Origin of the sequence: Liberiplasma polymorphum, from assembly GCF_043951795.1 — a bacterium.
Lineage (GTDB): Bacteria > Bacillota_I > Bacilli_A > Izemoplasmatales > Izemoplasmataceae > Liberiplasma > Liberiplasma polymorphum.
Genome location: NZ_JBIOAG010000035.1, coordinates 1 through 21,228, shown reverse-complemented (window position 1 = coordinate 21,228; position 21,228 = coordinate 1). Strand labels below are relative to the sequence as shown.

At 33.0% G+C, this 21,228-nt stretch carries 20 protein-coding genes and 2 tRNA genes; 19 read left to right on the top strand and 3 right to left on the bottom strand.

Going from position 1 to position 21,228, the window contains the following annotated elements:
- Nucleotides 1-43: 43 nt before the first annotated feature.
- Both ACHAJD_RS08015 and ACHAJD_RS08010 read right to left on the bottom strand, forming a co-directional pair.
- Nucleotides 44-1,120, bottom strand: coding sequence for a hypothetical protein (locus tag ACHAJD_RS08015; RefSeq protein WP_435585344.1), 1,077 nt, complete (start codon nucleotides 1,118-1,120; stop codon nucleotides 44-46).
- Nucleotides 1,121-1,188: 68 nt separating this feature from the next.
- Nucleotides 1,189-1,938 carry an SDR family NAD(P)-dependent oxidoreductase gene (locus ACHAJD_RS08010; RefSeq protein ID WP_435585343.1) on the bottom strand — a complete coding sequence of 250 codons (750 nt, stop codon included), beginning with the start codon at nucleotides 1,936-1,938 and terminating at the stop codon, nucleotides 1,189-1,191.
- Between the two features lie 220 nt (nucleotides 1,939-2,158).
- On the opposite strand from ACHAJD_RS08010, the gene ACHAJD_RS08005 reads away from it, so the two are divergent.
- The 11 genes from ACHAJD_RS08005 to acpS all read left to right on the top strand — a co-directional run bounded on the left by ACHAJD_RS08005 (nucleotide 2,159) and on the right by acpS (nucleotide 15,135).
- Complete coding sequence (locus ACHAJD_RS08005; protein ID WP_435585342.1) at nucleotides 2,159-4,303, top strand: ATP-dependent helicase; 2,145 nt, start codon at nucleotides 2,159-2,161, stop codon at nucleotides 4,301-4,303.
- An 11-nt stretch (nucleotides 4,304-4,314) separates the two neighbouring features.
- The gene (ligA, locus tag ACHAJD_RS08000; protein WP_435585341.1) at nucleotides 4,315-6,297 is read left to right on the top strand and encodes an NAD-dependent DNA ligase LigA; all 1,983 of its coding nucleotides are present in this window, start codon (nucleotides 4,315-4,317) and stop codon (nucleotides 6,295-6,297) included.
- Nucleotides 6,298-6,309: 12 nt separating this feature from the next.
- Entirely contained in the window at nucleotides 6,310-9,126 is a 2,817-nt protein-coding gene (gene uvrA / locus ACHAJD_RS07995) for an excinuclease ABC subunit UvrA (RefSeq protein WP_435585340.1), read from the top strand.
- Between the two features lies 1 nt (nucleotide 9,127).
- Nucleotides 9,128-9,790: a hypothetical protein gene (locus tag ACHAJD_RS07990; protein ID WP_435585339.1), complete on the top strand. Its 663-nt coding sequence runs from the start codon at nucleotides 9,128-9,130 to the stop codon at nucleotides 9,788-9,790.
- A 4-nt stretch (nucleotides 9,791-9,794) separates the two neighbouring features.
- A complete protein-coding gene (gene hprK / locus ACHAJD_RS07985; protein ID WP_435585338.1) occupies nucleotides 9,795-10,727 on the top strand; it encodes an HPr(Ser) kinase/phosphatase in 933 nt (310 codons plus the stop codon).
- Nucleotides 10,728-10,736: 9 nt separating this feature from the next.
- Complete coding sequence (lgt, locus tag ACHAJD_RS07980; RefSeq protein ID WP_435585337.1) at nucleotides 10,737-11,687, top strand: prolipoprotein diacylglyceryl transferase; 951 nt, start codon at nucleotides 10,737-10,739, stop codon at nucleotides 11,685-11,687.
- Between the two features lies 1 nt (nucleotide 11,688).
- Nucleotides 11,689-12,624, top strand: coding sequence for an NAD(P)/FAD-dependent oxidoreductase (locus ACHAJD_RS07975; RefSeq protein WP_435585336.1), 936 nt, complete (start codon nucleotides 11,689-11,691; stop codon nucleotides 12,622-12,624).
- A 63-nt stretch (nucleotides 12,625-12,687) separates the two neighbouring features.
- Nucleotides 12,688-13,197 (top strand): putative ABC transporter permease, encoded by a 510-nt coding sequence (locus ACHAJD_RS07970; protein WP_435585335.1) that lies wholly within the window; start codon nucleotides 12,688-12,690, stop codon nucleotides 13,195-13,197.
- On the top strand, nucleotides 13,194-13,841 hold the full coding sequence (locus tag ACHAJD_RS07965) for a hypothetical protein (RefSeq protein ID WP_435585334.1): 648 nt from the start codon (nucleotides 13,194-13,196) through the stop codon (nucleotides 13,839-13,841). Before ACHAJD_RS07970 ends, ACHAJD_RS07965 begins: the two co-directional genes overlap by 4 nt.
- Complete coding sequence (gene whiA / locus ACHAJD_RS07960; RefSeq protein ID WP_435585333.1) at nucleotides 13,842-14,792, top strand: DNA-binding protein WhiA; 951 nt, start codon at nucleotides 13,842-13,844, stop codon at nucleotides 14,790-14,792. It abuts the gene before it with no gap.
- Nucleotides 14,776-15,135 (top strand): holo-ACP synthase, encoded by a 360-nt coding sequence (gene acpS, locus ACHAJD_RS07955; RefSeq protein ID WP_435585332.1) that lies wholly within the window; start codon nucleotides 14,776-14,778, stop codon nucleotides 15,133-15,135. The genes whiA and acpS overlap by 17 nt, the downstream gene beginning before the upstream one ends.
- 15 nt (nucleotides 15,136-15,150) lie before the next feature.
- Here acpS and ACHAJD_RS07950 read toward each other — a convergent pair whose 3' ends face one another.
- Nucleotides 15,151-15,537 (bottom strand): arsenate reductase ArsC, encoded by a 387-nt coding sequence (locus ACHAJD_RS07950; protein WP_435585331.1) that lies wholly within the window; start codon nucleotides 15,535-15,537, stop codon nucleotides 15,151-15,153.
- Between the two features lie 101 nt (nucleotides 15,538-15,638).
- Here ACHAJD_RS07950 and ACHAJD_RS07945 point away from each other — a divergent pair, with 101 nt between their 5' ends.
- The 8 genes from ACHAJD_RS07945 to ACHAJD_RS07910 all read left to right on the top strand — a co-directional run bounded on the left by ACHAJD_RS07945 (nucleotide 15,639) and on the right by ACHAJD_RS07910 (nucleotide 21,226).
- Nucleotides 15,639-16,028, top strand: coding sequence for a hypothetical protein (locus tag ACHAJD_RS07945; RefSeq protein ID WP_435585330.1), 390 nt, complete (start codon nucleotides 15,639-15,641; stop codon nucleotides 16,026-16,028).
- A gap of 72 nt (nucleotides 16,029-16,100) precedes the next feature.
- Nucleotides 16,101-16,541, top strand: coding sequence for a thioredoxin family protein (locus tag ACHAJD_RS07940; protein ID WP_435585329.1), 441 nt, complete (start codon nucleotides 16,101-16,103; stop codon nucleotides 16,539-16,541).
- 39 nt (nucleotides 16,542-16,580) lie between these two features.
- A complete protein-coding gene (locus ACHAJD_RS07935; protein ID WP_435585328.1) occupies nucleotides 16,581-18,752 on the top strand; it encodes a Tex family protein in 2,172 nt (723 codons plus the stop codon).
- A gap of 55 nt (nucleotides 18,753-18,807) precedes the next feature.
- Nucleotides 18,808-18,899, top strand: a tRNA-Ser gene (locus ACHAJD_RS07930).
- 6 nt (nucleotides 18,900-18,905) lie between these two features.
- Nucleotides 18,906-18,982, top strand: a tRNA-Glu gene (locus tag ACHAJD_RS07925).
- Between the two features lie 181 nt (nucleotides 18,983-19,163).
- On the top strand, nucleotides 19,164-19,484 hold the full coding sequence (locus ACHAJD_RS07920; RefSeq protein WP_435585327.1) for a helix-turn-helix domain-containing protein: 321 nt from the start codon (nucleotides 19,164-19,166) through the stop codon (nucleotides 19,482-19,484).
- Between the two features lie 42 nt (nucleotides 19,485-19,526).
- On the top strand, nucleotides 19,527-20,204 hold the full coding sequence (locus ACHAJD_RS07915) for a hypothetical protein (protein WP_435585326.1): 678 nt from the start codon (nucleotides 19,527-19,529) through the stop codon (nucleotides 20,202-20,204).
- 104 nt (nucleotides 20,205-20,308) lie between these two features.
- Nucleotides 20,309-21,226, top strand: coding sequence for a phosphotransferase (locus ACHAJD_RS07910; protein WP_435585325.1), 918 nt, complete (start codon nucleotides 20,309-20,311; stop codon nucleotides 21,224-21,226).
- Nucleotides 21,227-21,228 lie beyond the last annotated feature (2 nt).

Here is a 21,228-nt window from a genome sequence, read left to right as displayed (position 1 = left end):
TCACCAAACGTCAGAAAAAAAAAGAGCATTTGCTCTTTTTTTATTACGGTAAGACTGGGAATATTAACGCAGACTCTGTAAATGCCATAAGTTGATAAAGCGGATGATTTTTATAGACTACAAACTCATTATCAATTTGAACTAAATTTCCAACATAACGAATGTTATAAAGTTCATAGGCAACCAAATAGTTTTCATTATCTATAATCTTTACCAAGTAACTTCCGAAGTTAGTATTTGAAATATATGAACTTAAATCATTACTATTTAATAAGGCATCTTCTAGACAATCATTAGATTCACAGTAGGTATTTACAGCATTTAGTAGTATGGATAAATGATTATTAAATTTAGTATAGACACCGTTTTCAAACAACATATTATGATAATGATTTATCCAAGAAATATCAGTATCATCATCTACAGCACTTGTTTTATTTAAATCGAAGGTATTAAATATGAAGGATAACTCGTAATCATCAATTGTATAAACCATTTCAAAACGGATATTATCTTCTTGAATGGATATCACGACACTATCTAGATAACGATTTAAAATTGTTGCATCATTAAAGAATTCACTTTTAAAACTTGTACTTCCATCATACATCACCAATAGAAAATCTTCAATTTGGTAGTACAAGGTAAATACATAGGCTTCAGTAAATAAGTTAAAGCAAGTGTCCTTTAAAGTATATACAGAATCATGTTCCTCAAAACACGCAAATGTTAGATGTTCATTATCGGCTAATGGTATTTCAAAAAGGTCATTCATCCATGTGGGACTAATTAAAATGGTTGAGGTAATAATTGGTATTAACTGACGGACTTTATCACTTAACTCTCGATCATACTCATCATAAATAATGTGTCTTAATCCAGTTAAATAAAGTGTCATTTTTTCATTAAAATCCTCTTGAACAAACGTATCATTGTCAAAATATCGTATGGACTGACCAAAATTAACATGGTCATTTTGAATTTGATAGTTCATAGTATAATTTCCCGATTGGTAGTTATTAATCACTGTCTCCAAATCTTTTTCAGAGCGGTTTAATAAACCACATGCACTGATTAAAAAAACAATTAACAATAAACTTAATAGATAAAATTTTCTCATATTTAATCACAACCTAACAATAGAATTATACCATAAAAAAAAGAGGGAAGAACCCTCTTTTTAATCTATTATTTGAAGGCTAAATAACCATCGTCTGCAAGTACGGTTGATCCGTTAATTGCGGAACTTTCATCACTAAATAAAAACTTAACGACATTGGCTATTTCTCCTGGTTCTATCAGTTTTTCACGCATGTGAAAATCTTTAAGTGCTTCAAGCATTTCATCATCAACTGCTTCTAATATAGCGGTTTTTGTAAATCCAGGTGCAACACCAACTACACGAATACCATCTTTAGTTAATGCTTGGGCACCAGATTTAGTTAGTGAAACTACAGCTGCTTTTGTTGCATTGTAGTGTGCACTAGCTTCAGCACCTATAAAACCGTATATACTGGCTGTATTAACGATTACACCGTTTTTAACGCCTAGTTCTTTCATTTTTCTACCGGCAAATTGCATTCCGTAGAAAACACCGTTTTGATTGATGTTAATCATTTTGTCATAATCGTCTTGTTCAAGTTCTAAGAATGGTTTCATTTCACCTATTCCCGCGTTGTTAAATATACCTGTTAAGTTTCCAAAGTGTTCTACTGTTTTATCAATTAATAGTTTTACTTCATTTGCTTTTGAAACATCTGCTTTAATAAATATTGCATCTGTTCCCATTGATTTAACTTTCTTAACAACCTTGTTTCCATCTTCTTCATTTAAATCTGATATTACAAGTTTAGCTTTTGTTTCTGCAAGTTTATAGGCTGTCTCTTCGCCTATGCCGCTTGCGGCACCGGTAATGATAATAACCTTTTCTTGCTTCATTAGTTAAACCTCCTATTAGTTTTAAGCTAAAATAATTAGCTTTTTGATACTTCTATTATAACAAATACAAAAATACACTTCAAGCCATAGCCCGTTTAAAAAAATCGCAATATTAAGCGATTATCCGTATTTAGGTGCTATACTCTGGTTATGAATATATTTACATATTAGGTATAAAAAAGACTGTTTTTTTGGTATAATTTATTCAGGTGATTAAAACATGAATCGATTATTGAAAGACTTAAATGAAGCACAAAAAGAGGCTGTCTTAACAACAGAAGGTCCGGTTATGGCGATAGCTGGAGCCGGGAGTGGAAAAACACGTGTGCTGACCCGTAGAATGGCACACCTTATTTTTGATTTAGGCATTCCTTATCAAAATATATTAGCCATTACATTTACAAATAAAGCCGCAAATGAAATGAAAGAACGTATTGCGCGTTTATTAGATATATCTACTAAAACAATGTGGATTTCTACTTTTCACTCTATGTGTTCTAGAATTCTTAGAACACATATTGAATTATTAGGTTATGACAAACATTTTCAAATCATCGATGACGATGACACCAAACAACTTATTAAGTTAATGCTTAAACGGTTGAACATTGACCCTAAAATAGTAAACCCTAAAATGATAAAAAATCATGTGTTAAATGTTAAAAGTGATCCTTCACTAATTGATCACTATGAAGAGCCTTTACGTGGATACTTACAAGATATATATCCTGCCTATCAACGTCATTTAAAAGATAATAACTTATTAGATTTTGAAGACTTAATGGTTCTTACTATTAAATTGTTAAAAGAGAATATGGAAGTAAGAAGATATTATCAACGTCAATTTCAATATGTTTTAGTCGACGAGTTTCAAGATACAAACAACGTTCAATATGAACTAATTAGATTATTAGTCAATGAAGATGAAAACATCTTTATTGTTGGTGATGAAGACCAAAGTATTTACGCATTTAGAGGAGCAAACATTGATAATATTCGTAAATTTAATCAGGATTTTGAAAACGTAAAACAAATACTTTTAGAACAAAATTACCGAAGTACTAACACAATACTAAAAGCCGCTAATCAAGTAATTAAACGAAATAAAAATCGTATTGAAAAAAATCTTTTTTCAACACGCGGTGATGGAGAACTTATTACATTTTTTAAAGCCTATTCACATAAAGATGAAGCTGAGTATGTTGCTGAAATGATTAAAATACTAACACGCGATCATTATCGCAATGAAGACATTGCGATATTATATCGTGCCAACAGTATGTCTCGAACATTTGAAGAAACACTAATGCAAAGAAGAATTTCTTATCAAGTCGTTGGGAACGTTGGCTTTTTCAAGCGTAAAGAGATTAAAGACATGGTAGCATATCTAAGATTAATTATTAATCCAAATGATGATTATAGCCTAACACGTGTTGTGAATGAACCCAAAAGAGGTATTGGTGCAAAAACGATTGAAAACTTAATGGACTATGCCATGCATAGTGAAATGAGCATGTTTGATGCTATCAGTGATGCTGGAAACCCTCTAGGACCAAAAGCAAAACATAATTTAAATGAGTTCAAAAACATTATTACAACACTTAAACATGGCATTAATGAAACCGATATAGACGGATTCATTGAGTACTTACTAGATTTAACAGGATACCGTGAGTATTTAAAACTCGATGAAATGGGTGATATTAGACTTGAGAATATTTTGGAACTTAAATCACTCTTTCAAGAAACAGAACGAGCTATTAAAGATATAAATAAGATAGAATTGTTAACTTATGTCTTAGAAGATATTGCATTACAAAGTCAAGAAGATGAAATTAAAGATAAGAACGTTGTCACATTGATGACGTTACACGCGGCTAAAGGACTAGAATATCAAGTTGTCTTTATGGTTGGATTAGAACAAGGCATATTCCCTTTATATCAGTCATTAGAAAGTCCTAAAGACGTTGAAGAAGAACGCAGATTAATGTATGTAGGTATGACACGTGCTAAAGACAAACTTTACTTAACAAACTGCCAAGAACGTTTGTTATACGGTGAGTATCGTCACCATCAAGACAGTATGTTTATCCAAGATATTGATAAAGATTTAATTAAATTAGAAGGCCTTAATAAAGCCATTTCCCACGAACAAGAACAAAAAAGACTTGTCATGGAAAGAAGACAGGCTATGCTTAATACAGTTAAAGAAAATGATATTAACAAAGGTGATAAAATCAATCATACCGTATTTGGTGATGGTGTCGTTGTAAGTGTTAGTGGTGATCAATGTGTCATAGCATTTAAACATCCTCATGGCATTAAGACACTGCTTAAAAATCATATCGCTATAACAAAAATTTAAGGAGGGCGTATATGGACATTAAAAAGCGTATAGAAACATTAAAAGAAACCATTAGAGAACATGATTACAACTATCATGTTTTAGATAAACCGGTGATTTCTGATGTTGAGTATGATCAACTGCTTAAAGAACTTTTAGACCTAGAAAGCGCGTATCCCGAGTATCTTAGCGGTGATTCACCGACACAACGTATTACGGGTAAAGTATTAGAGGGGTTTAAAAAGGTAGAACATCGTATTCCAATGCTCAGTTTAAGTAATGCGTTTAGTAAAGAAGATTTAATTGACTTTGATCGTAAAATTAAAAAAATTACAGACGATTACTCATACGTTTTAGAAGCTAAAATTGATGGATTAGCCGCAAGTTTAATCTATGAAGATGGCAAACTCATTCGCGCTGCAAGTCGTGGAAATGGTGAAGTTGGTGAAGATATCACCCATAACGTTGTTACAATTAGAAGTATACCATTATCCCTTAAAGAAGCGGTTTCCCTTGAAGTTAGAGGCGAAATATTCATGAATAAAGCCGCATTTATTCAACTTAATAATCAGCGTGAACAAAATAACGAACCACTCTTTAAAAACCCTCGAAACGCTGCTGCTGGTAGTATTCGTCAATTAGACAGTGCCATTGCGGCATCGCGTGATTTAGATATGTTTATTTATAGTTTAACAGAACGTGATGATGAAGCTAACACAACCCATATTAGTACTCTTGATACTTTAAGTACACTCGGATTTAAAACTAATAAAACCCTTCATCTAAAGACAATTGAAGAAGTTATTCAAGAAGTAGAAAAAATTGAAAATACCCGTCATGATCTACCTTTTGATATCGATGGGGCTGTTATTAAAGTGAATGAAAAGTCATTATATAAGACTATTGGGTATACTGCAAAAAGTCCTAAGTGGGCCATTGCTTACAAGTTTAAAGCAGAAGAAGTCATCACACATATTAACGATATTATTTTCCAAGTTGGTAGAACAGGACAAATCACACCTGTTGCTGTATTAGAACCAGTAGAGGTTCAAGGAAGCACCGTATCACGTGCGACATTACATAATGAAGGCTATATTAAAGACAAAGACATCCGTATTCATGATGATGTTATTATTAAAAAGGCCGGAGATATTATTCCAGAAGTAGTCTCAGTCATTTTAGAACAGCGTTCATTTCAAACACCATTTGAGATGATTAAGCATTGTCCTAAATGCAATAGCGAACTCTTACGTCAAGCAAATGAGGCAGATGTTTATTGTTTAAATCCTAGTTGTCCTGCAAAAGAAATTGAAGGGCTCATTCATTTTGCATCGAGAAAAGCAATGAACATTGAAGGACTGGGAGAGCGCATCATTGAAATGTTTTATAATGAAGGCTATCTCAAAAATATTCCCGATATTTACCTACTAAAACAACACCGTGATGTCTTAATTACAAAAGCAGGATTCGGAATTAAAAGTATAGATAAGCTTTTAGAAAATATTGAGAAAAGCAAATCAAACAGTTTAGAACAACTTTTATTTGGTTTAGGCATCCGTTATGTTGGGGAGAAAGTATCAAAAGTGTTAGCAATGCATTTTAAGACACTTTTTGATATGATTAATGTTACAGAAGATGAACTAATTAAAATTGATGAAATCGGCGATAAAATCGCTTATAGCGTTTCTGAGCATTTTAGTGAAGAAACGTTTATTGACATGCTTAACACATTAAAAGATTTAGGATTAAATGTTGATTATTTAGGTCTAACCGAAACCTCTGGTAAGTTTACAAACATGACATTTGTTTTAACGGGTAAATTAGAGACATTAACACGTGATGATGCACAATTAATCATTGAGTCATTAGGTGGGAAAGTTACCGGCTCTGTCTCAAAAAAAACAGATGTTGTTGTGGCAGGCGCTGATGCAGGAAGTAAGCTTGAAAAAGCAAATCAACTTGGTATTAGTGTTTGGGACGAAGAAACATTTATAATACAAACAAATGACAATTAGGAAGTGATCTTCATGATGGACATCGTCATAAAAGGTGCTAAAGAAAATAATTTAAAAAATATTGATTTAAAAATCCCCAAAAACAAGTTTATCGTAATGACGGGTCTTTCTGGTTCTGGAAAGACTTCTTTAGCATTTGATACAATCTATAAAGAAGGTCAACGCCGTTATGTAGAGAGTTTAAGTGCCTATGCTAGACAGTTTTTAGGTAACTTAGAAAAACCAAATGTTGAATCGATTGAAGGCCTTAGTCCAGCAATCTCCATAGATCAAAAAACAACCAGTAAAAACCCAAGAAGTACGGTTGGGACGGTCACTGAAATCTATGATTATTTTAGATTGCTCTATGCAAGAATTGGAAAACCGATGTGCCCAACCCATGGCATTGAAATTAGTAGCCAAAGCATCGAAGAGATGACTGATAAAGTATTAGAACATGAAGAAGGCACACGTATAGAGATTCTAGCACCTGTTATAGAAGGTAAAAAAGGCACACATCAAAAAACGATTGAGCAATTAAGAAAAGATGGCTTTGTACGTATTAGAATCAATGGCGACATTATTGATGTTGAAGAAACAATTGAATTAGAGAAAAATAAAAAACACTCAATTGAAGTTGTGATTGACCGCTTAAAATTACGTGAAGGCATTCGTTCGCGTCTTTACGATTCACTTGAAACCGCTTCAAAATTAGGCGAAGGAAAAGTCACAGTATTAATAAACGGAAAAGCACACACATTTAGTGAACACTTCGCTTGCCCACATTGTGACTTTTCAATTGGCGAATTAGAACCTAGATTGTTCTCATTTAATGCACCATTTGGTGCATGTAATAAATGTAGTGGACTTGGGTATACTAAAAAAATAGATACAGAGTTATTAGTCGCAAACCCAAACTTGAGCGCTTATGAAGGGGCAATTAAAGGTTGGACTAATACAACAACCTATCATTTTAAACAACTCGTCTCAACTGCGAATCATTATAATATAGATCTTAAGAAATCATTTAAAGATTTAACAGATGAAGAACAAGCGATTATTTTTTACGGATCAGATGAACGCATTGAATTTAAATTTAAAGGTAAATCTAGTAATATCAAACATGAAAAATTTGATTATTATGAAGGCATTGTTAATAACTTAGAACGCCGCTATATTGAAACAACTTCACGTTTCATGAGAGAGTGGATTGAAACACTAATGGCTGAAAAAGAGTGCCCTGTTTGTCGTGGTAAAAAGCTAAATGAAGCTGCTTTAAGCGTTAAAGTTGGTGGGCTTGATATTATTGATTTAACTGATTATAGCGTTAAAGAAATGTTGCATTTCTTTGATTCTTTATCTTTAAATAAAACAGATCAACAAATCTCTCACATGATTTTAAAAGAAATCAATGAAAGACTCGCCTTTTTGAAAAATGTTGGGCTTGATTACTTAACGTTATCCCGTCAAGCTGCAACCTTATCAGGTGGAGAGTCTCAACGCATTAGATTGGCCACACAAATTGGGTCAAGGCTTACCGGTGTCCTTTATGTCTTAGATGAACCTTCTATTGGACTTCATCAACGAGATAATGCAAGATTAATAGGGACACTAAAATCAATGAGAGATTTAGGAAACACGTTGATTGTTGTTGAACATGATGAAGAGACAATGGCTGCATGTGATCAAATTATTGATATCGGACCTGGTGCAGGAGAATATGGTGGAGAAGTTATCTTTCAAGGCACGTATGATGAAATATTGAACCATCCAACAAGTATCACAGGTAAATATTTATCAGGTCGTTTAAAAATTGATGTGCCTGAAAAACGCAGGAAACCACGTAACGGAGCAGTTGAAGTTATAGGTGCATATGAGAATAATTTAAAGAAAATTAATGTAAAATTTCCTCGAGGTGTTTTAACGGTAGTCACAGGAGTTAGTGGCTCTGGAAAGAGTTCTCTTGTAAATGAATGTTTATATAAAGGACTTTATAATAAAGTTTACAAAAAGAAACATACTCAAGGCAAATATGAAACGATTCTGGGTGCTGATGATATTGAAAAAATTATCAATATTGATCAAAGCCCAATTGGTAGAACACCAAGATCAAACCCTGGAACTTATACAGGCGTATTCGATGATATAAGAGATATCTTCGCAATGACAAATGAAGCTAAAATGCGTGGATATTTAAAAGGGCGTTTCAGTTTCAACGTTAAAGGTGGACGTTGTGAAACCTGTCACGGTGATGGATTAATTAAAATAGAAATGCACTTTTTACCAGATATTTATGTCCCGTGTGAGGCTTGTAAAGGTAAACGTTACAACAAAGAAACTTTACAAGTTACTTACAAGGGTAAAAATATCGCAGATGTTTTAGATATGACTATTGAAGAAGCAGTTAAGTTTTTTGAAAATATCCCTAAAGCAAAACACAAACTAGAAACACTGGTAAATGTAGGGTTAGGGTATTTAAAAATTGGCCAACCAGCACCAACTTTATCAGGTGGTGAAGCCCAACGTGTTAAACTAGCTAAAGAACTTCACAAACGTATAACAGCAGATACCATTTATATACTTGATGAACCAACCACAGGATTACATTCAGATGATGTTAAGCGATTACTAAAAGTCATTGATCATATCGTAGAAATCGGTGCAACAGTAGTCATTATTGAACATAATTTAGATGTCATAAAAGTGGCTGATCATATTATTGACTTAGGACCTGAAGGTGGCGATTTAGGTGGCGAAATCCTTATAGAAGGGACACCAGAAGCAGTCGCTAAATGTGATAGAAGTTATACAGGACAATATTTAAAGCATGTTTTAGGTAAGGAGACATAAAATGGAAGAAAAAGATAAAAAACAAATAGAAGAAGAAACAACAGAAGAAAAGAAAAAGACTAACGAGGATACCTCTAAAAATAGTCAAGAAACAAGTTCATCTAATGATTCAGATAAATCTACTGAAACCGAAGATGAAAAAGATGAGCTTAAAACTGAGAAAGAACAACTCGAAGTTTTGTTAAAGGCTATTAAAGCAGTTGAAGAAGAAAAACGCAAAAAAGGACAAAAAAGAGGTCCAAGAGAATCACGAAAGATTATCGCGCTCGAGTTTGGTGGTGCATTCCATCACAATGTGTATTTAAATTTTATTGCTTTTTACATGTTGAATTTAACACTTATTTATTCGATTGTTGAAATCTTTAATTTTGGACGCTTTCAAAATTTAGAAACTTTATTGCTGTATGTGGCTATTTACACTGTGTTAGAAACTTTCTTTAAAGCTTACATACTAATGAATCATATCCAATTTGTATTAAAAACATTTGGTTTTATATTTTATTTTGGGTATTTGTCGTTATTTTATATTATTGATGTTTATATTTTTCCAAATAGCGTAGGCTTTATTAGTGAAACACTATTTGTAGTCTTTGTTGGGATGTTCGTAGTATTCCGTTACATTTTGACACAACTCATAAAAAATATTATGCTAAGAATGAGGTGAGTATATGCTTACAGTTCAGACATTAGTCAATGATTTCAAGTTAGAAGTTGTAAGTGGTGAAGTGGGCTTATCACGTGAAATTCCACAATCACAGCTATCTAGACCAGGGATTGAATTAGCAGGGTTGTTTGATTTTTATGAACATGATCGTATTCAACTCTTAGGAAGTAAAGAAATAACCTTCTTTTGGTGGTTGAACGAACAAGATCAAGAGATAAGAGTAAATATGTTATTTGAACAGATGCCACCAGCGTTTATTTTTTCTACGCATGTTGAAATTCCAGAAGTATTTATTAGGAAAGGGCACGACTTTGGTGTGCCAATTTTGAAAAGTGAACAAAGAACAAGTGCTTTAGCCAGTCGTTTATACCAGTATTTATTTGCAAAACTAGCCCCAAGAAAAAGTTTACATGGTACACTATTAGATATTAGTGGTGTTGGAGTATTAATTCGTGGTGAGTCTGGCATTGGTAAAAGCGAGGTAGCCCTTGAACTTGTTAGAAGAGGTCATCAATTAGTTGCAGATGACCGTGTAGATGTTTATCAAAAAGAAGAAGGCTTAGTTATTGGTGAAGCCCCGGATTTACTAAAGAATTATTTAGAAATACGTGGAATCGGCTTAGTTAATGTTGTCAAACTTTTTGGGGCAAGTGCTTATAAAGAAGATAAAACTGTCATGCTCATTGTAGAATTAGTTCATTGGGATGAACATTTTGATTATGACCGATTAGGAATTGAAGATACTACTGAAAAAATATTTGATACAGAAATTCCTTATGCTAAAATTCCCATAACCGCTGCAAGAAGCGTTTCTACACTTGTAGAAGTAGCCGCAATGAATGCTAGGTTAAAATTTATGGGTACACATATGGCTAGGGATTTCATGGAAGCATTAAGTACTGAAATCGACAAGAAAAATAAATCTAAAAAAGAATAGGGTGTTATTATGTATGATCATTTAAGTATTCAAGCACTTCCAAACACGATAAATTTAGGACCTATTAGTATTCCTTTATACGGATTATTTATAATGCTAGGTATTTTAGCAGCTTTAGGACTAGGATTAAAAGAAGGTAAAAAAATAGGCGTTTCAAGTGATGATATACTTGATGGCTTACTCATTATTTTACCACTTGCTTTAATAGGTACACGTTTATGGTATGTAGCCTTTGAATGGGATCAGTTTAAAGATTATTTACCAAGTATTATTGGATTACAAAGAGATGGCTCATTTGATGGGTTAAGCGGTTTAGCTATTCATGGTGGGTTTTTTACCGCTGTAATTGCAACTTACTTTTATACTAAGAAAAAACAAATTGATTTATTTAAAGCATTAGATTTATTAGCACCAGGCTTTTTAATTGCCCAATCGTTTGGTCGCTGGGGTAATTTCTTCAATCAAGAAGCCCATGGCGGTGTTATTGGGGGATTACTAGCGGATGGAAGTGTTGCCTTAAGCTGGGACCAACAACGTGCTTTCTTATCTAATACCTTAAGGTTACCTGAATTTATTGTGAATAATATGTTCTTTTTCCCAGGTGCTGGTGGACATGGTAGACAGTACTACCATCCTACATTTCTTTATGAATCAATGTGGAACCTAGTAGGATTCGCAATTATTTTAGTGATTAGACGAATGAAATTTATACGCTCTGGTGACTTAATTGGCTTTTATTTTGTATGGTACGGAGTAGGGCGTTTCTTTATAGAAGGATTAAGAACTGATTCCTTATACGTATGGAATACAGGCTTAAGAACTGCACAAATCGTAAGTATCTTAATGGTGATTGGTGGGGCTGTATTTATCTCGTTTAATCATTTGAAAATCAAGCGTAAGCATTATTTTGAAATATTGGAAGAAAATAGTGTACAATTAGAAACCGAGGTGAAAAGTTAAAATGTATGATGTAATAATTATTGGGGCAGGACCAGGTGGTATGACTGCCGCGGTTTACACTATCCGTGCAAACTTAAAAACATTAATGTTAGAAAAAATGGCACCAGGTGGAAAGATGATTTCAACTTGGGAAGTCGAAAATTACACAGGATTAGGGAAAGTAACTGGGTTTGATATTAGTGAAAAAATGTTTAATCACACACAAGAACTTGGTGTAGAATATCAATACGGTGATGTAGTTGAAGTAAAAGATTTAGGTGATTATAAGCAAATTATCACCGCTGATGGAACGGTTTATGATACACGTGTTGTCATAATTGGTAGTGGAACCATTCCAAGAAAAATCGGAGTACCAGGTGAGGATAGACTAGCTAGTAAAGGGATTAGCTGGTGTGCAGTATGTGATGGAGCATTCTTTAAAGGAAAACATGTTCTTGTTGCGGGTGGCGGAAATAGTGCGATTGAAGAGGCTGTCTACTTAACAACAATGAATGTACGAGTTACCGTACTCAATGTATTAGATACATTACAAGCGGATGCAAAAGCAATCGATCAAGCGAATGCAACAGGCATGATTGATTATAAACTTGGGTATGAAGTACTTTCTTTTAATGGAGAGAAAAAGCTTGAAAGCATTACTGTAAGAAATAATCACACACAAGAAGTAGAGGAGTTACCTTTAGAAGGTGCCTTTATATTTGTTGGTCAAATACCTGAAACATCTTTCTTAAAAGATTTAGGGATTACAACAAAATATGGTTATATCGATGTTAACCATCGTATGGAAACTAAGATTCCTGGTATCTACGGAATTGGCGATGTAATCGAAAAAGAATTACGTCAAATAGTAACAGCTGCTAGTGATGGCGCAATTGCTGCTCAAGCAAGTGCTAAGTACATTGAACAATTAAAACAAAAACTCAAAAAACAAGGATAGAAAAACGATGTTCACATCGTTTTTTTTCTTTAAATACGTTATAATGTAATCAAGGTGATAAATATGAAGCCTTTACTTTATTTAATAATTTATAGTTTCTTCGGGTTTTTGTTAGAACGCATAATCAACATTCTATTTTTAGGTGGCTTTTATGATAATAGTGTACTTTATGGCCCCTATCAACCGATGTATGGATTAGGCGTTGTTTTAACGTTATATGCTTATCTAATGATTAAAAAAATACCAATAAAGTGGCCATTTGTAAAATTTTTACTTATTTGGCTACTTGCCATACTATTTACAGGATTCTCAGAATATATTTCAGGGACACTCTATGAATATTTTACAGGTATAGTATTATGGGATTATTCTTTAACATTTACTTGGTGTACAAATCCATACAGTTGTTTTTTACCAACTAGTATATTTGCTTTACTTGCTGTTTTTACAGTGATATACATTCATCCTTTTATCTCAATGTTTTTAAAATTTATTCCTCGAATTATTAAATGGCTTGTGATTCTTGCCTTTTTAATCGATGTTATTCTGACTTATAAAGAGGTGCTCTTATGATTAAAAATGACTACTATTTCATCACAGGTATTTTATTATTAACTGCAATACTTGTTTATCCATTAACTAAAGAGGCATTTTTTTCCTTTACAGATCAATATGTATTAGTTGGTGGGTTTATTAAGTTCTTTATCTTTGCGAGTATAGGTGATATTATTAGCCACCGTATTAGACAAAAAAATTATCATGTAATTGGGCTACTACCTAAAGCTATAATTTGGGGTTTTATAGGAATTGTCATAGTTTATGTGTTTAGAATCTTTACTGAGGGGGTATATTATCTTCAGTCAGAAAATCTATTACCATTTTTTGGTATACCCTTCTTCTTTGCGTTTTTCACAAGCTTATTTATGAACCTTATTTTTGCCCCTACAATGATGTTATTCCATCGAATTACTGATTATTATATTGAACATAAAAATAGTGACATAAACCATTCGTTTTATAGCACAATTTTGCAAGTTGATTATCAAAAATTTGTGACATTTGTTGTATTTAAAACGATACCCTTGTTTTGGATTCCAGCCCATACAATTACCTTTTTATTGCCCGAAAATTATCGCGTGTTCTTTGCGTCGATTTTAGGTGTAATGTTGGGGTTAATTTTAGGTTTTGCAAAACAACAGAAAAAGGAGGTAAATTAAATGTCATTTACATCCGATACCAAACAAGAACTTTTAACTCTACCGATGACTGAATGTTGTAAGTTAGCTGAGCTGAGTGCATTATTTGCAGTTAATGGACACTTATCAATTTCAAGTGATGGGATTGCGTTAGTATTTCAAACCACAAGTTTACCACTAGCTCGTAAAGTGATCCAATCACTTAAGAAACTGTACCATATTCAAGTTGAGGTTGTTTCAAAAAAACAAGTTAAACTTCAAAAGAAAAGTCAATATGCGGTTATTGTTAGAGAAAAAGTCCATAGTGTAATTAATGAGTTAGCATTAATGGATGAAACTAAGGGTTTTGCGCAGTCTATTGATGACACATTACTTCTAAAAGAATGTGACCAACGATCATTTTTAAAAGGCGCTTTTTTAGCAAGTGGATCCATTAATCATCCAGGTAGTTCTAGTTATCATGCTGAAATCACAGTTCAATCAGAAGGCTTTGCGGTTGCTTTAACCGAACTTATGAATCGTTTTGATTTAAATACAAAGTATATTTCTAAAAAGAAAAATTATCTCGTTTACATAAAAGAATCAGAAAAAATAGCGGACTTTTTACGTATTATGGGTGCAACCTATGCACTTTTAACTTTTGAAGATGAACGCATTAAAAGAGATTTTGTGAACTCCATAACACGCGTAATGAATATGGAATTAGCTAATCAAAATAAAACACTTGAAGCCGCAAATAGACAGTTAAAACACATTGCAATACTTGAAAATTTAGTCGATATGTCAAAGTTACCCGATACGCTAAATGAAGCGATTTTCCTTAGAAAAACATATCCAGAAGCATCACTTGTTGAGCTTAGTGAATTTAGTAAAGACCATTTTAATAAATCTATTTCTAAATCAGGGTTGAATCATCGATTTAGAAATATAAGTGCTTTAGCACAGGAGGTATTAGATGACTTTAACGAATAGTGGATTAGGCATTGATTTAGTTGAAATTGAGACCATAAAAGAAAAAGCTACTGACGCTTTTATCAATCGAATTTTATCGACAGAAGAGTTGGCACTTTATAATAGAATTACGCATCCAGAAAGAAAACTAACGTTTTTAGCAGGAAGATTTGCGGCAAAAGAGGCGTATGTTAAAGCCTATCAATCCTTTGATCACCCACTTAACTTTAAAGATGTAGTCATTTTAAACAATGAAAAAGGTGCGCCTTACATAAAATCTAAGTACCGCAATGAAGATACCTTATTAATTAGTATTTCTCATACAAAAAATTATGCGGTAGCAATCGTTCAAATAAAAAAATAACGCCGTCGCGTTATTTTATTTAAATCGTTGGATAAGTTCTAAGACACGTTCTTTTATTAAGTCACGAGTGACAATGTAATCCTCAATAGGACCACCACTAGGATCGTCTAATCCCCAATCTTCTCTTGATTTAGTAGGAACGAATGGGCACTCAACCCCACAACCCATAGTGACAAGTAAATCTAACATGTTAGGCAATACATCAAGTTTTTTAGGATATTGCTTACTAATATCTACACCATCAAGTTTCATCGCTTCAATGGCTAATGGTTTTACTTCGGGATAATCTTCTGTACCAGCAGAATATACCTCGAATAAATCTTTACCTAAAGTCCGTAAATACCCTTCTGCCATTTGACTACGACAGCTATTATGAATACACATAAATGCAACTTTAATCATATTATCACCCCACAACATATTTTATCTATATTTGTGTTAATACTCAAGAAATTAGCACAAACTTAACATATTTTTTACAGAACATTAAAGGAGTGGTGACGATGAAAAAACTGCTTATAATCTTTACATTGGTGTTTTTACTTGCTAGCTGTAAACAAAAAGAAGAAGAAATCATTTATGAATATGATGATTTTTATGAATTGACTCGCTGGAGCGACATTTCAATGCTTGAACAAGGTCAATGGTTTATCTATGTTTATAGTGAGTTTTGTTATGCATGTGAAGTAATTAAACAAGATATACTGTCTTTTGGAGATTCTATACGTACTGAAGCCCCATTTTATGTAGCGAATCATGCCATTGTTGAAGGCTTAGCCCCAATAGATTATCGGGGAACACCTACGTTATTTATGATGGACAATAATGAGGTAATAACCTATTTTGAAGGAACTAGTGATATTCTAAGCTTTATTGCAACTTTTCAGCCGTAAGATACAAGGTTATATGGCTTGTAAAATCATCTGAAAAAGATTAAAATAAAATACGCAATAGGAGATGATATTATGGCAAAGAAAAGAAGTAGTCGAAAAAAACTGGATCCTATTAAATTATCCTTTTTTATTATATTTGGACTATTATTATTATTCACAGCAGTAACATTTATTCACAACCTACAACAATCTCGTTATCATATCAAAGATTGGAGTGAGGTCACAACTAAACACGAAGAAGGAACCTATTTTGTTTATGTTTATTCTGATTCATGTGTTTATTGTCAACAAATTCGTGGTGATGTATCTAACTTTGTATCGGGTAATGAACAAGATATGCCACTTTACTATGTTGATTGGACATTAGTACCTCAAAGTTTAAGAGGGACTGCGATTACAGGAACCCCTTCTTTACTCGTAATCCATGATGGCGTGTGGGTAAATACGATTGTAGGACCAGGCCCAATTGTTAATGCATTTGATCAAGTAAACAATGGGACTTTTCAACCATAAAAAAGGCCTTTAGGCTTTTTTTAATATAAGGAGGCAAACATGCAAGAATCGATTATTTTAGAACTCGCAAAAAACCTTAAAATTAAACGTAGTCAAGTAGAAACAGTGTTATCACTACTAGAAGAAAACACGGTCCCTTTCATTGCGCGCTATCGTAAAGAGTTAACTGGCGGTCTTGATGAAGAAAATATTCGTAAAATTCATAAAGAATATGAGTACCGTAAGCAACTTTTAGATAGAAAAGAAGATGTTATTAGGCTCATCGATGAAAAAGGGATGCTAACAGAAGAGTTAAGAGCTCAAATTTTAGCTGCAGAAAAACTCGTTGATGTTGAAGATTATTATCGACCATTTAAAGAAAAAAAGAAAACAAAAGCCACAGAAGCTATCCGTAAAGGATTAGAACCTTTGGCAGATTTTATTATGACTTATCCAACTGAAGATGCTATTTTGCAAAAAGCTAACGAACATTTAAACGAAGAAGTTACATCTACTAGTGATGCTATTGATGGCGCTAAACATATTATATCTGAACGTGTCTCTGATACTGCAGAATACCGTAAATGGATTAGAACACATACAGAAGCAAACGGTGTGCTAGTTACAAAAGTGAAAAAAGATATTGATGATGAAAAGCGTGTTTATGAAATGTATTATGACTATCAAGAGCCATTAAAACGTATTAAATTGTTTAGAGTTTTAGCAATCAATAGAGCTGAAAAAGAAAAAATTCTAACTGCTAAAATTGATATTGATGATGAAGGCATTATCAATTACCTAAATCGCAAGTTTAATGTGCATCCTTTGGAAGAAACTGCGCATTATGTAAGCGAAGCAATTGAAGATGCTTATAAACGATTAATCAAACCTTCGATTGAGCGTGAAATTCGTTCATCATTAAGTGAAAAAGCCGAAGAGCAAGCAATTCATATCTTTAGTGAAAATTTAAGAAGCTTATTACTTCAACCACCAATGAAAGGTAAAAATGTCTTGGGTGTAGACCCTGCATACCGCACAGGATGTAAATTAGCTGTTGTTGATGGAATGGGAAAAATGTTAGCCATTGATGTCATCTATCCGCATCAAAAATACCAAGGTGAAGCAATTGCACCGGGTAGAATCAAAGACGCAAAAGACAAAATTCTAAACTTCTTAGAAAAATACAACATTGATATTGTTGCAATAGGAAACGGAACAGCCTCAAGAGAGACTGAAGCCTTTATTGTCGAAACCTTTAAAGAAGCAAAACGTAAATATTTCTACATTATTGTTAATGAAGCAGGTGCTTCTGTATATAGTGCAAGTGAGTTAGCAAAAGATGAGTTTCCTAATTTACAAGTTGAGGAAAGAAGTGCTGTAAGTATTGCAAGACGCTTACAAGATCCTTTAAGTGAACTAGTAAAAATTGATCCGCAGTCAATTGGGGTTGGACAGTACCAACATGATGTAACACAAGCAAAACTAGGTGATCAACTTGATTTTGTAGTTGAAACAGTGGTTAACCAAGTTGGTGTTAACGTGAATACAGCTAGTCCTCAGTTACTGTCATATGTTTCAGGACTTTCTAAAACCGTTGCTAAGAATATTGTTACTTACCGTGAAGATATTGGGGCATTCAAAAAACGTGAAGCATTAAAAAAAGTACCTAAATTAGGGGCTAAAAGTTTTGAACAAGCGGTTGGATTCTTACGTATATTAAATGGAGAAAATCCATTAGATAAGACCTCTATTCATCCTGAGAGTTATCCTTTAGCTGAAAAACTTTTAAAAGAAGTTAATGCAAGCTATGAAGAAATTGGTACAGATATCATGAAACTTAAATTATCAAATGTAAATAGTAAAGATCTTGCCGAAAAACTAAATGCAGGACGACCGACTGTTGAAGATATATTAAGTGCATTTATTGCACCATTAAGAGATCCTCGTGATGATGTTGATGCGCCTATTTTAAAAAGCGATGTATTAAAATTAGAAGATTTAACTGTTGGGATGGAACTACAAGGAACCGTCCGCAATGTCGTTGATTTTGGAGTATTTGTAGACTGTGGAGTTAAAGACGATGGACTGGTACATATTTCACAATTATCAAAAGGTTATATTAAGCATCCATTAGATGTTGTAAATGTCGGGGATATCGTTAAAGTATGGGTAAAAGATATCGACATAAAACGCTCTAGATTACAATTAACAATGGTTAAAGATAAACTTTAAAATGCGTGTTGACAGTAAGCCATAAATATATTATTATATAATGGCTTACGAAATTGGAGTAGTACTCAAGTTGGCTGAAGAGGCGCCCCTGCTAAGGGTGTAGGTCGTTAACGCGGCGCGAGGGTTCAAATCCCTCCTACTCCGCCATCATTAGGCCCGTTGGAGAAGCGGTTTAACTCACATGCCTTTCACGCATGCATCCATGGGTTCGAATCCCATACGGGTCACCAGTAAGCAGATGACGTCGTATACTTAGAAATAAGTGTACGACTTTTTTTATGTTATTATAAGGTAAATACAAATAAGTCTAAGTTAACCTAAAAAGCAACTTTAAATTGACAAATGGAAGTTATAAGTGGTTGGATGCAACGAAGATATTAAGTATAATGATGGTACTAAAAAAAGGAGTAGATGGATTTGATTTCAAAACAGTTGGTTGAATTAAGAATAAATAAAAAACTAAGCCAGGAAGAACTCGCTAACGAATTAGGGGTTAGTAGGCAAGCCATATCAAAATGGGAAACAGGTAGCGGATATCCTGAGACAGATAATCTTATTAAACTTGTTTCGTTCTATGATACTTCTGCAGACTATATTCTATTTGGTAAAAAAGATAAGAAAAAAGAATCAATTTTTTCAGATCAAAATTTTGTTAAAGCATTAATCTTTTTTGGAATGATATTTGGGATAATATCATTTACAGCAATAATAATTACTTTCTTTATAAGATAATTATGTAATTAAACAAAATATATATAAAGGAGATTAACTTAAGTGGAAAAAGCACATATTGATAACAAAATCTTATATAAACTTGGTGGCTATGGAGCCATTTACGGTGCACTGATATATCTTGTAAGCATCATTATATTTTTAATAGTTTTAGACTATCCAAATATCTCTAATGCCACTGAAAAAGTTGAGATGTTGGTGAATAATCGTACACTCATTATAGTAATGCATTGGTTGGCCTATATAATATTCGGATTAGTTTTAATCGTCCTTTCCCTGGCACTACATACTAAAATAAGAAAAAATAATAATATAACTATCATAAATATAGCAACACTTATCGCAATTATTTGGGCGACACTACTCATTGCAAGTGGACTTATATTTAATCACGGTGTTGCGGTAATATCTGAATTATATAGTCATGACCCGCAGCAGGCTGTAATTTTATGGCAAAGTGTTGAAATCATTTCATCAGCACTTAGTTTTGTAGACGGTGAAATACTAGGAGGTTTATGGGTATTACTAATTGGGATTAGCGCATTAAACGCTAACATGTTTGGAAGAAAATTCACCATATATTCTATTGTAATTGGCATAATTGGAATTGTTTCGATTTTTCCTTTTTTACATGTTGGTACGGCATTGTTTGGAATAGGTCAAATTATATGGTTTGTTTGGATATCAGTTTATCTTCTTAGCACAAATATCAACGATTAATCATCGATTAAATATGTTAGACATGGGCAATTTATGTTATAATTTCTGTTGTTTAGTTCCTTGCTATCTAGGTAAGAAATATAGTGTTTAAGGGTGGTGATTTTATGCATATAGATGATTTAGCACACATGATTATAAGCAAAAGAACAAGTAAACCATTTACGCTATCTAAAATTAGCCATAATAACACCACGTATATTTATGAAGATGATTCAGAAGGGTTAATACTGAAAATTGTAAGAAATGAAGAATCAAAAAGATTAAAGGTTGAGTATGACATGACTCAATTTGTTAAAAACACATTGAAATTAAATACACCTAAAATATTAGCTTTCGAACAATTGGACTCCTACACTTATTTGTTAAGAGTATATATTAAAGGTGAGCCATTAATTAGTTATTACAATAAACACAACAAGAATTTACCTAAATACCTTTTTGAAGCAGGAAGAATTTGTGCAACCTTACACAAAAAGACCTTTGATATTAAAGGGGTCCTAAGTGAAAATATGAATGTAAAAGATGAGCCTATCTACACTCAAACAGAGTTCAACTATTTTGTAGAGACCATTAAAAAAAACCAAGTAATAGATAAAGATAAAATAAACCATCTAGAGTCACTTGATATCGATTACTATTATCAGAACTATCCAAATGTTTTATGTCATAGCGATTATAATCCAAGAAACATTATTGTTGATGCAGATGATGACCTCGTACTAATTGATTTTGAATGGGCAAGCGCTGCACCGCGATTTGATGATTTAGCGTGCTTTGATATTTTTTTAGACTTAGACAACTTACAAGATATGAGTCATTTCTTTTATGAGGGTTATCAAACCGTTCAGACTATAGAATTAGTGTATTTTAATAACATAAATATATATAAAATATATCGTTTAGTAACGATGATTGCTTATCAAGTAACTCTAGAAGAAATCATAATGAAAGAGTTCTATGATAAGTGCATAAAATTATTAAATAAACTAATTGATAATGATATAAACAAAAAGGAAGCTTAAGC

Excerpts from the sequence above, each read along its gene's own strand:
- ACHAJD_RS07970 (WP_435585335.1), top strand. The coding sequence starts at position 12,688 with ATGAAGCCTTTACTTTATTTAATAATTTATAGTTTCTTCGGGTTTTTG.
- ligA (WP_435585341.1), top strand. The coding sequence starts at position 4,315 with ATGGACATTAAAAAGCGTATAGAAACATTAAAAGAAACCATTAGAGAA.
- ACHAJD_RS07975 (WP_435585336.1), top strand. The coding sequence starts at position 11,689 with ATGTATGATGTAATAATTATTGGGGCAGGACCAGGTGGTATGACTGCC.
- ACHAJD_RS08015 (WP_435585344.1), bottom strand. The coding sequence starts at position 1,120 with ATGAGAAAATTTTATCTATTAAGTTTATTGTTAATTGTTTTTTTAATC.
- ACHAJD_RS07965 (WP_435585334.1), top strand. The coding sequence starts at position 13,194 with ATGATTAAAAATGACTACTATTTCATCACAGGTATTTTATTATTAACT.
- ACHAJD_RS07920 (WP_435585327.1), top strand. The coding sequence starts at position 19,164 with ATGGATTTGATTTCAAAACAGTTGGTTGAATTAAGAATAAATAAAAAA.
- ACHAJD_RS07940 (WP_435585329.1), top strand. The coding sequence starts at position 16,101 with ATGGCAAAGAAAAGAAGTAGTCGAAAAAAACTGGATCCTATTAAATTA.
- ACHAJD_RS07950 (WP_435585331.1), bottom strand. The coding sequence starts at position 15,537 with ATGATTAAAGTTGCATTTATGTGTATTCATAATAGCTGTCGTAGTCAA.
- ACHAJD_RS08010 (WP_435585343.1), bottom strand. The coding sequence starts at position 1,938 with ATGAAGCAAGAAAAGGTTATTATCATTACCGGTGCCGCAAGCGGCATA.
- ACHAJD_RS07910 (WP_435585325.1), top strand. The coding sequence starts at position 20,309 with ATGCATATAGATGATTTAGCACACATGATTATAAGCAAAAGAACAAGT.
- uvrA (WP_435585340.1), top strand. The coding sequence starts at position 6,310 with ATGATGGACATCGTCATAAAAGGTGCTAAAGAAAATAATTTAAAAAAT.
- ACHAJD_RS07990 (WP_435585339.1), top strand. The coding sequence starts at position 9,128 with ATGGAAGAAAAAGATAAAAAACAAATAGAAGAAGAAACAACAGAAGAA.
- hprK (WP_435585338.1), top strand. The coding sequence starts at position 9,795 with ATGCTTACAGTTCAGACATTAGTCAATGATTTCAAGTTAGAAGTTGTA.
- ACHAJD_RS07935 (WP_435585328.1), top strand. The coding sequence starts at position 16,581 with ATGCAAGAATCGATTATTTTAGAACTCGCAAAAAACCTTAAAATTAAA.
- acpS (WP_435585332.1), top strand. The coding sequence starts at position 14,776 with ATGACTTTAACGAATAGTGGATTAGGCATTGATTTAGTTGAAATTGAG.
- ACHAJD_RS07945 (WP_435585330.1), top strand. The coding sequence starts at position 15,639 with ATGAAAAAACTGCTTATAATCTTTACATTGGTGTTTTTACTTGCTAGC.
- whiA (WP_435585333.1), top strand. The coding sequence starts at position 13,842 with ATGTCATTTACATCCGATACCAAACAAGAACTTTTAACTCTACCGATG.
- lgt (WP_435585337.1), top strand. The coding sequence starts at position 10,737 with ATGTATGATCATTTAAGTATTCAAGCACTTCCAAACACGATAAATTTA.
- ACHAJD_RS08005 (WP_435585342.1), top strand. The coding sequence starts at position 2,159 with ATGAATCGATTATTGAAAGACTTAAATGAAGCACAAAAAGAGGCTGTC.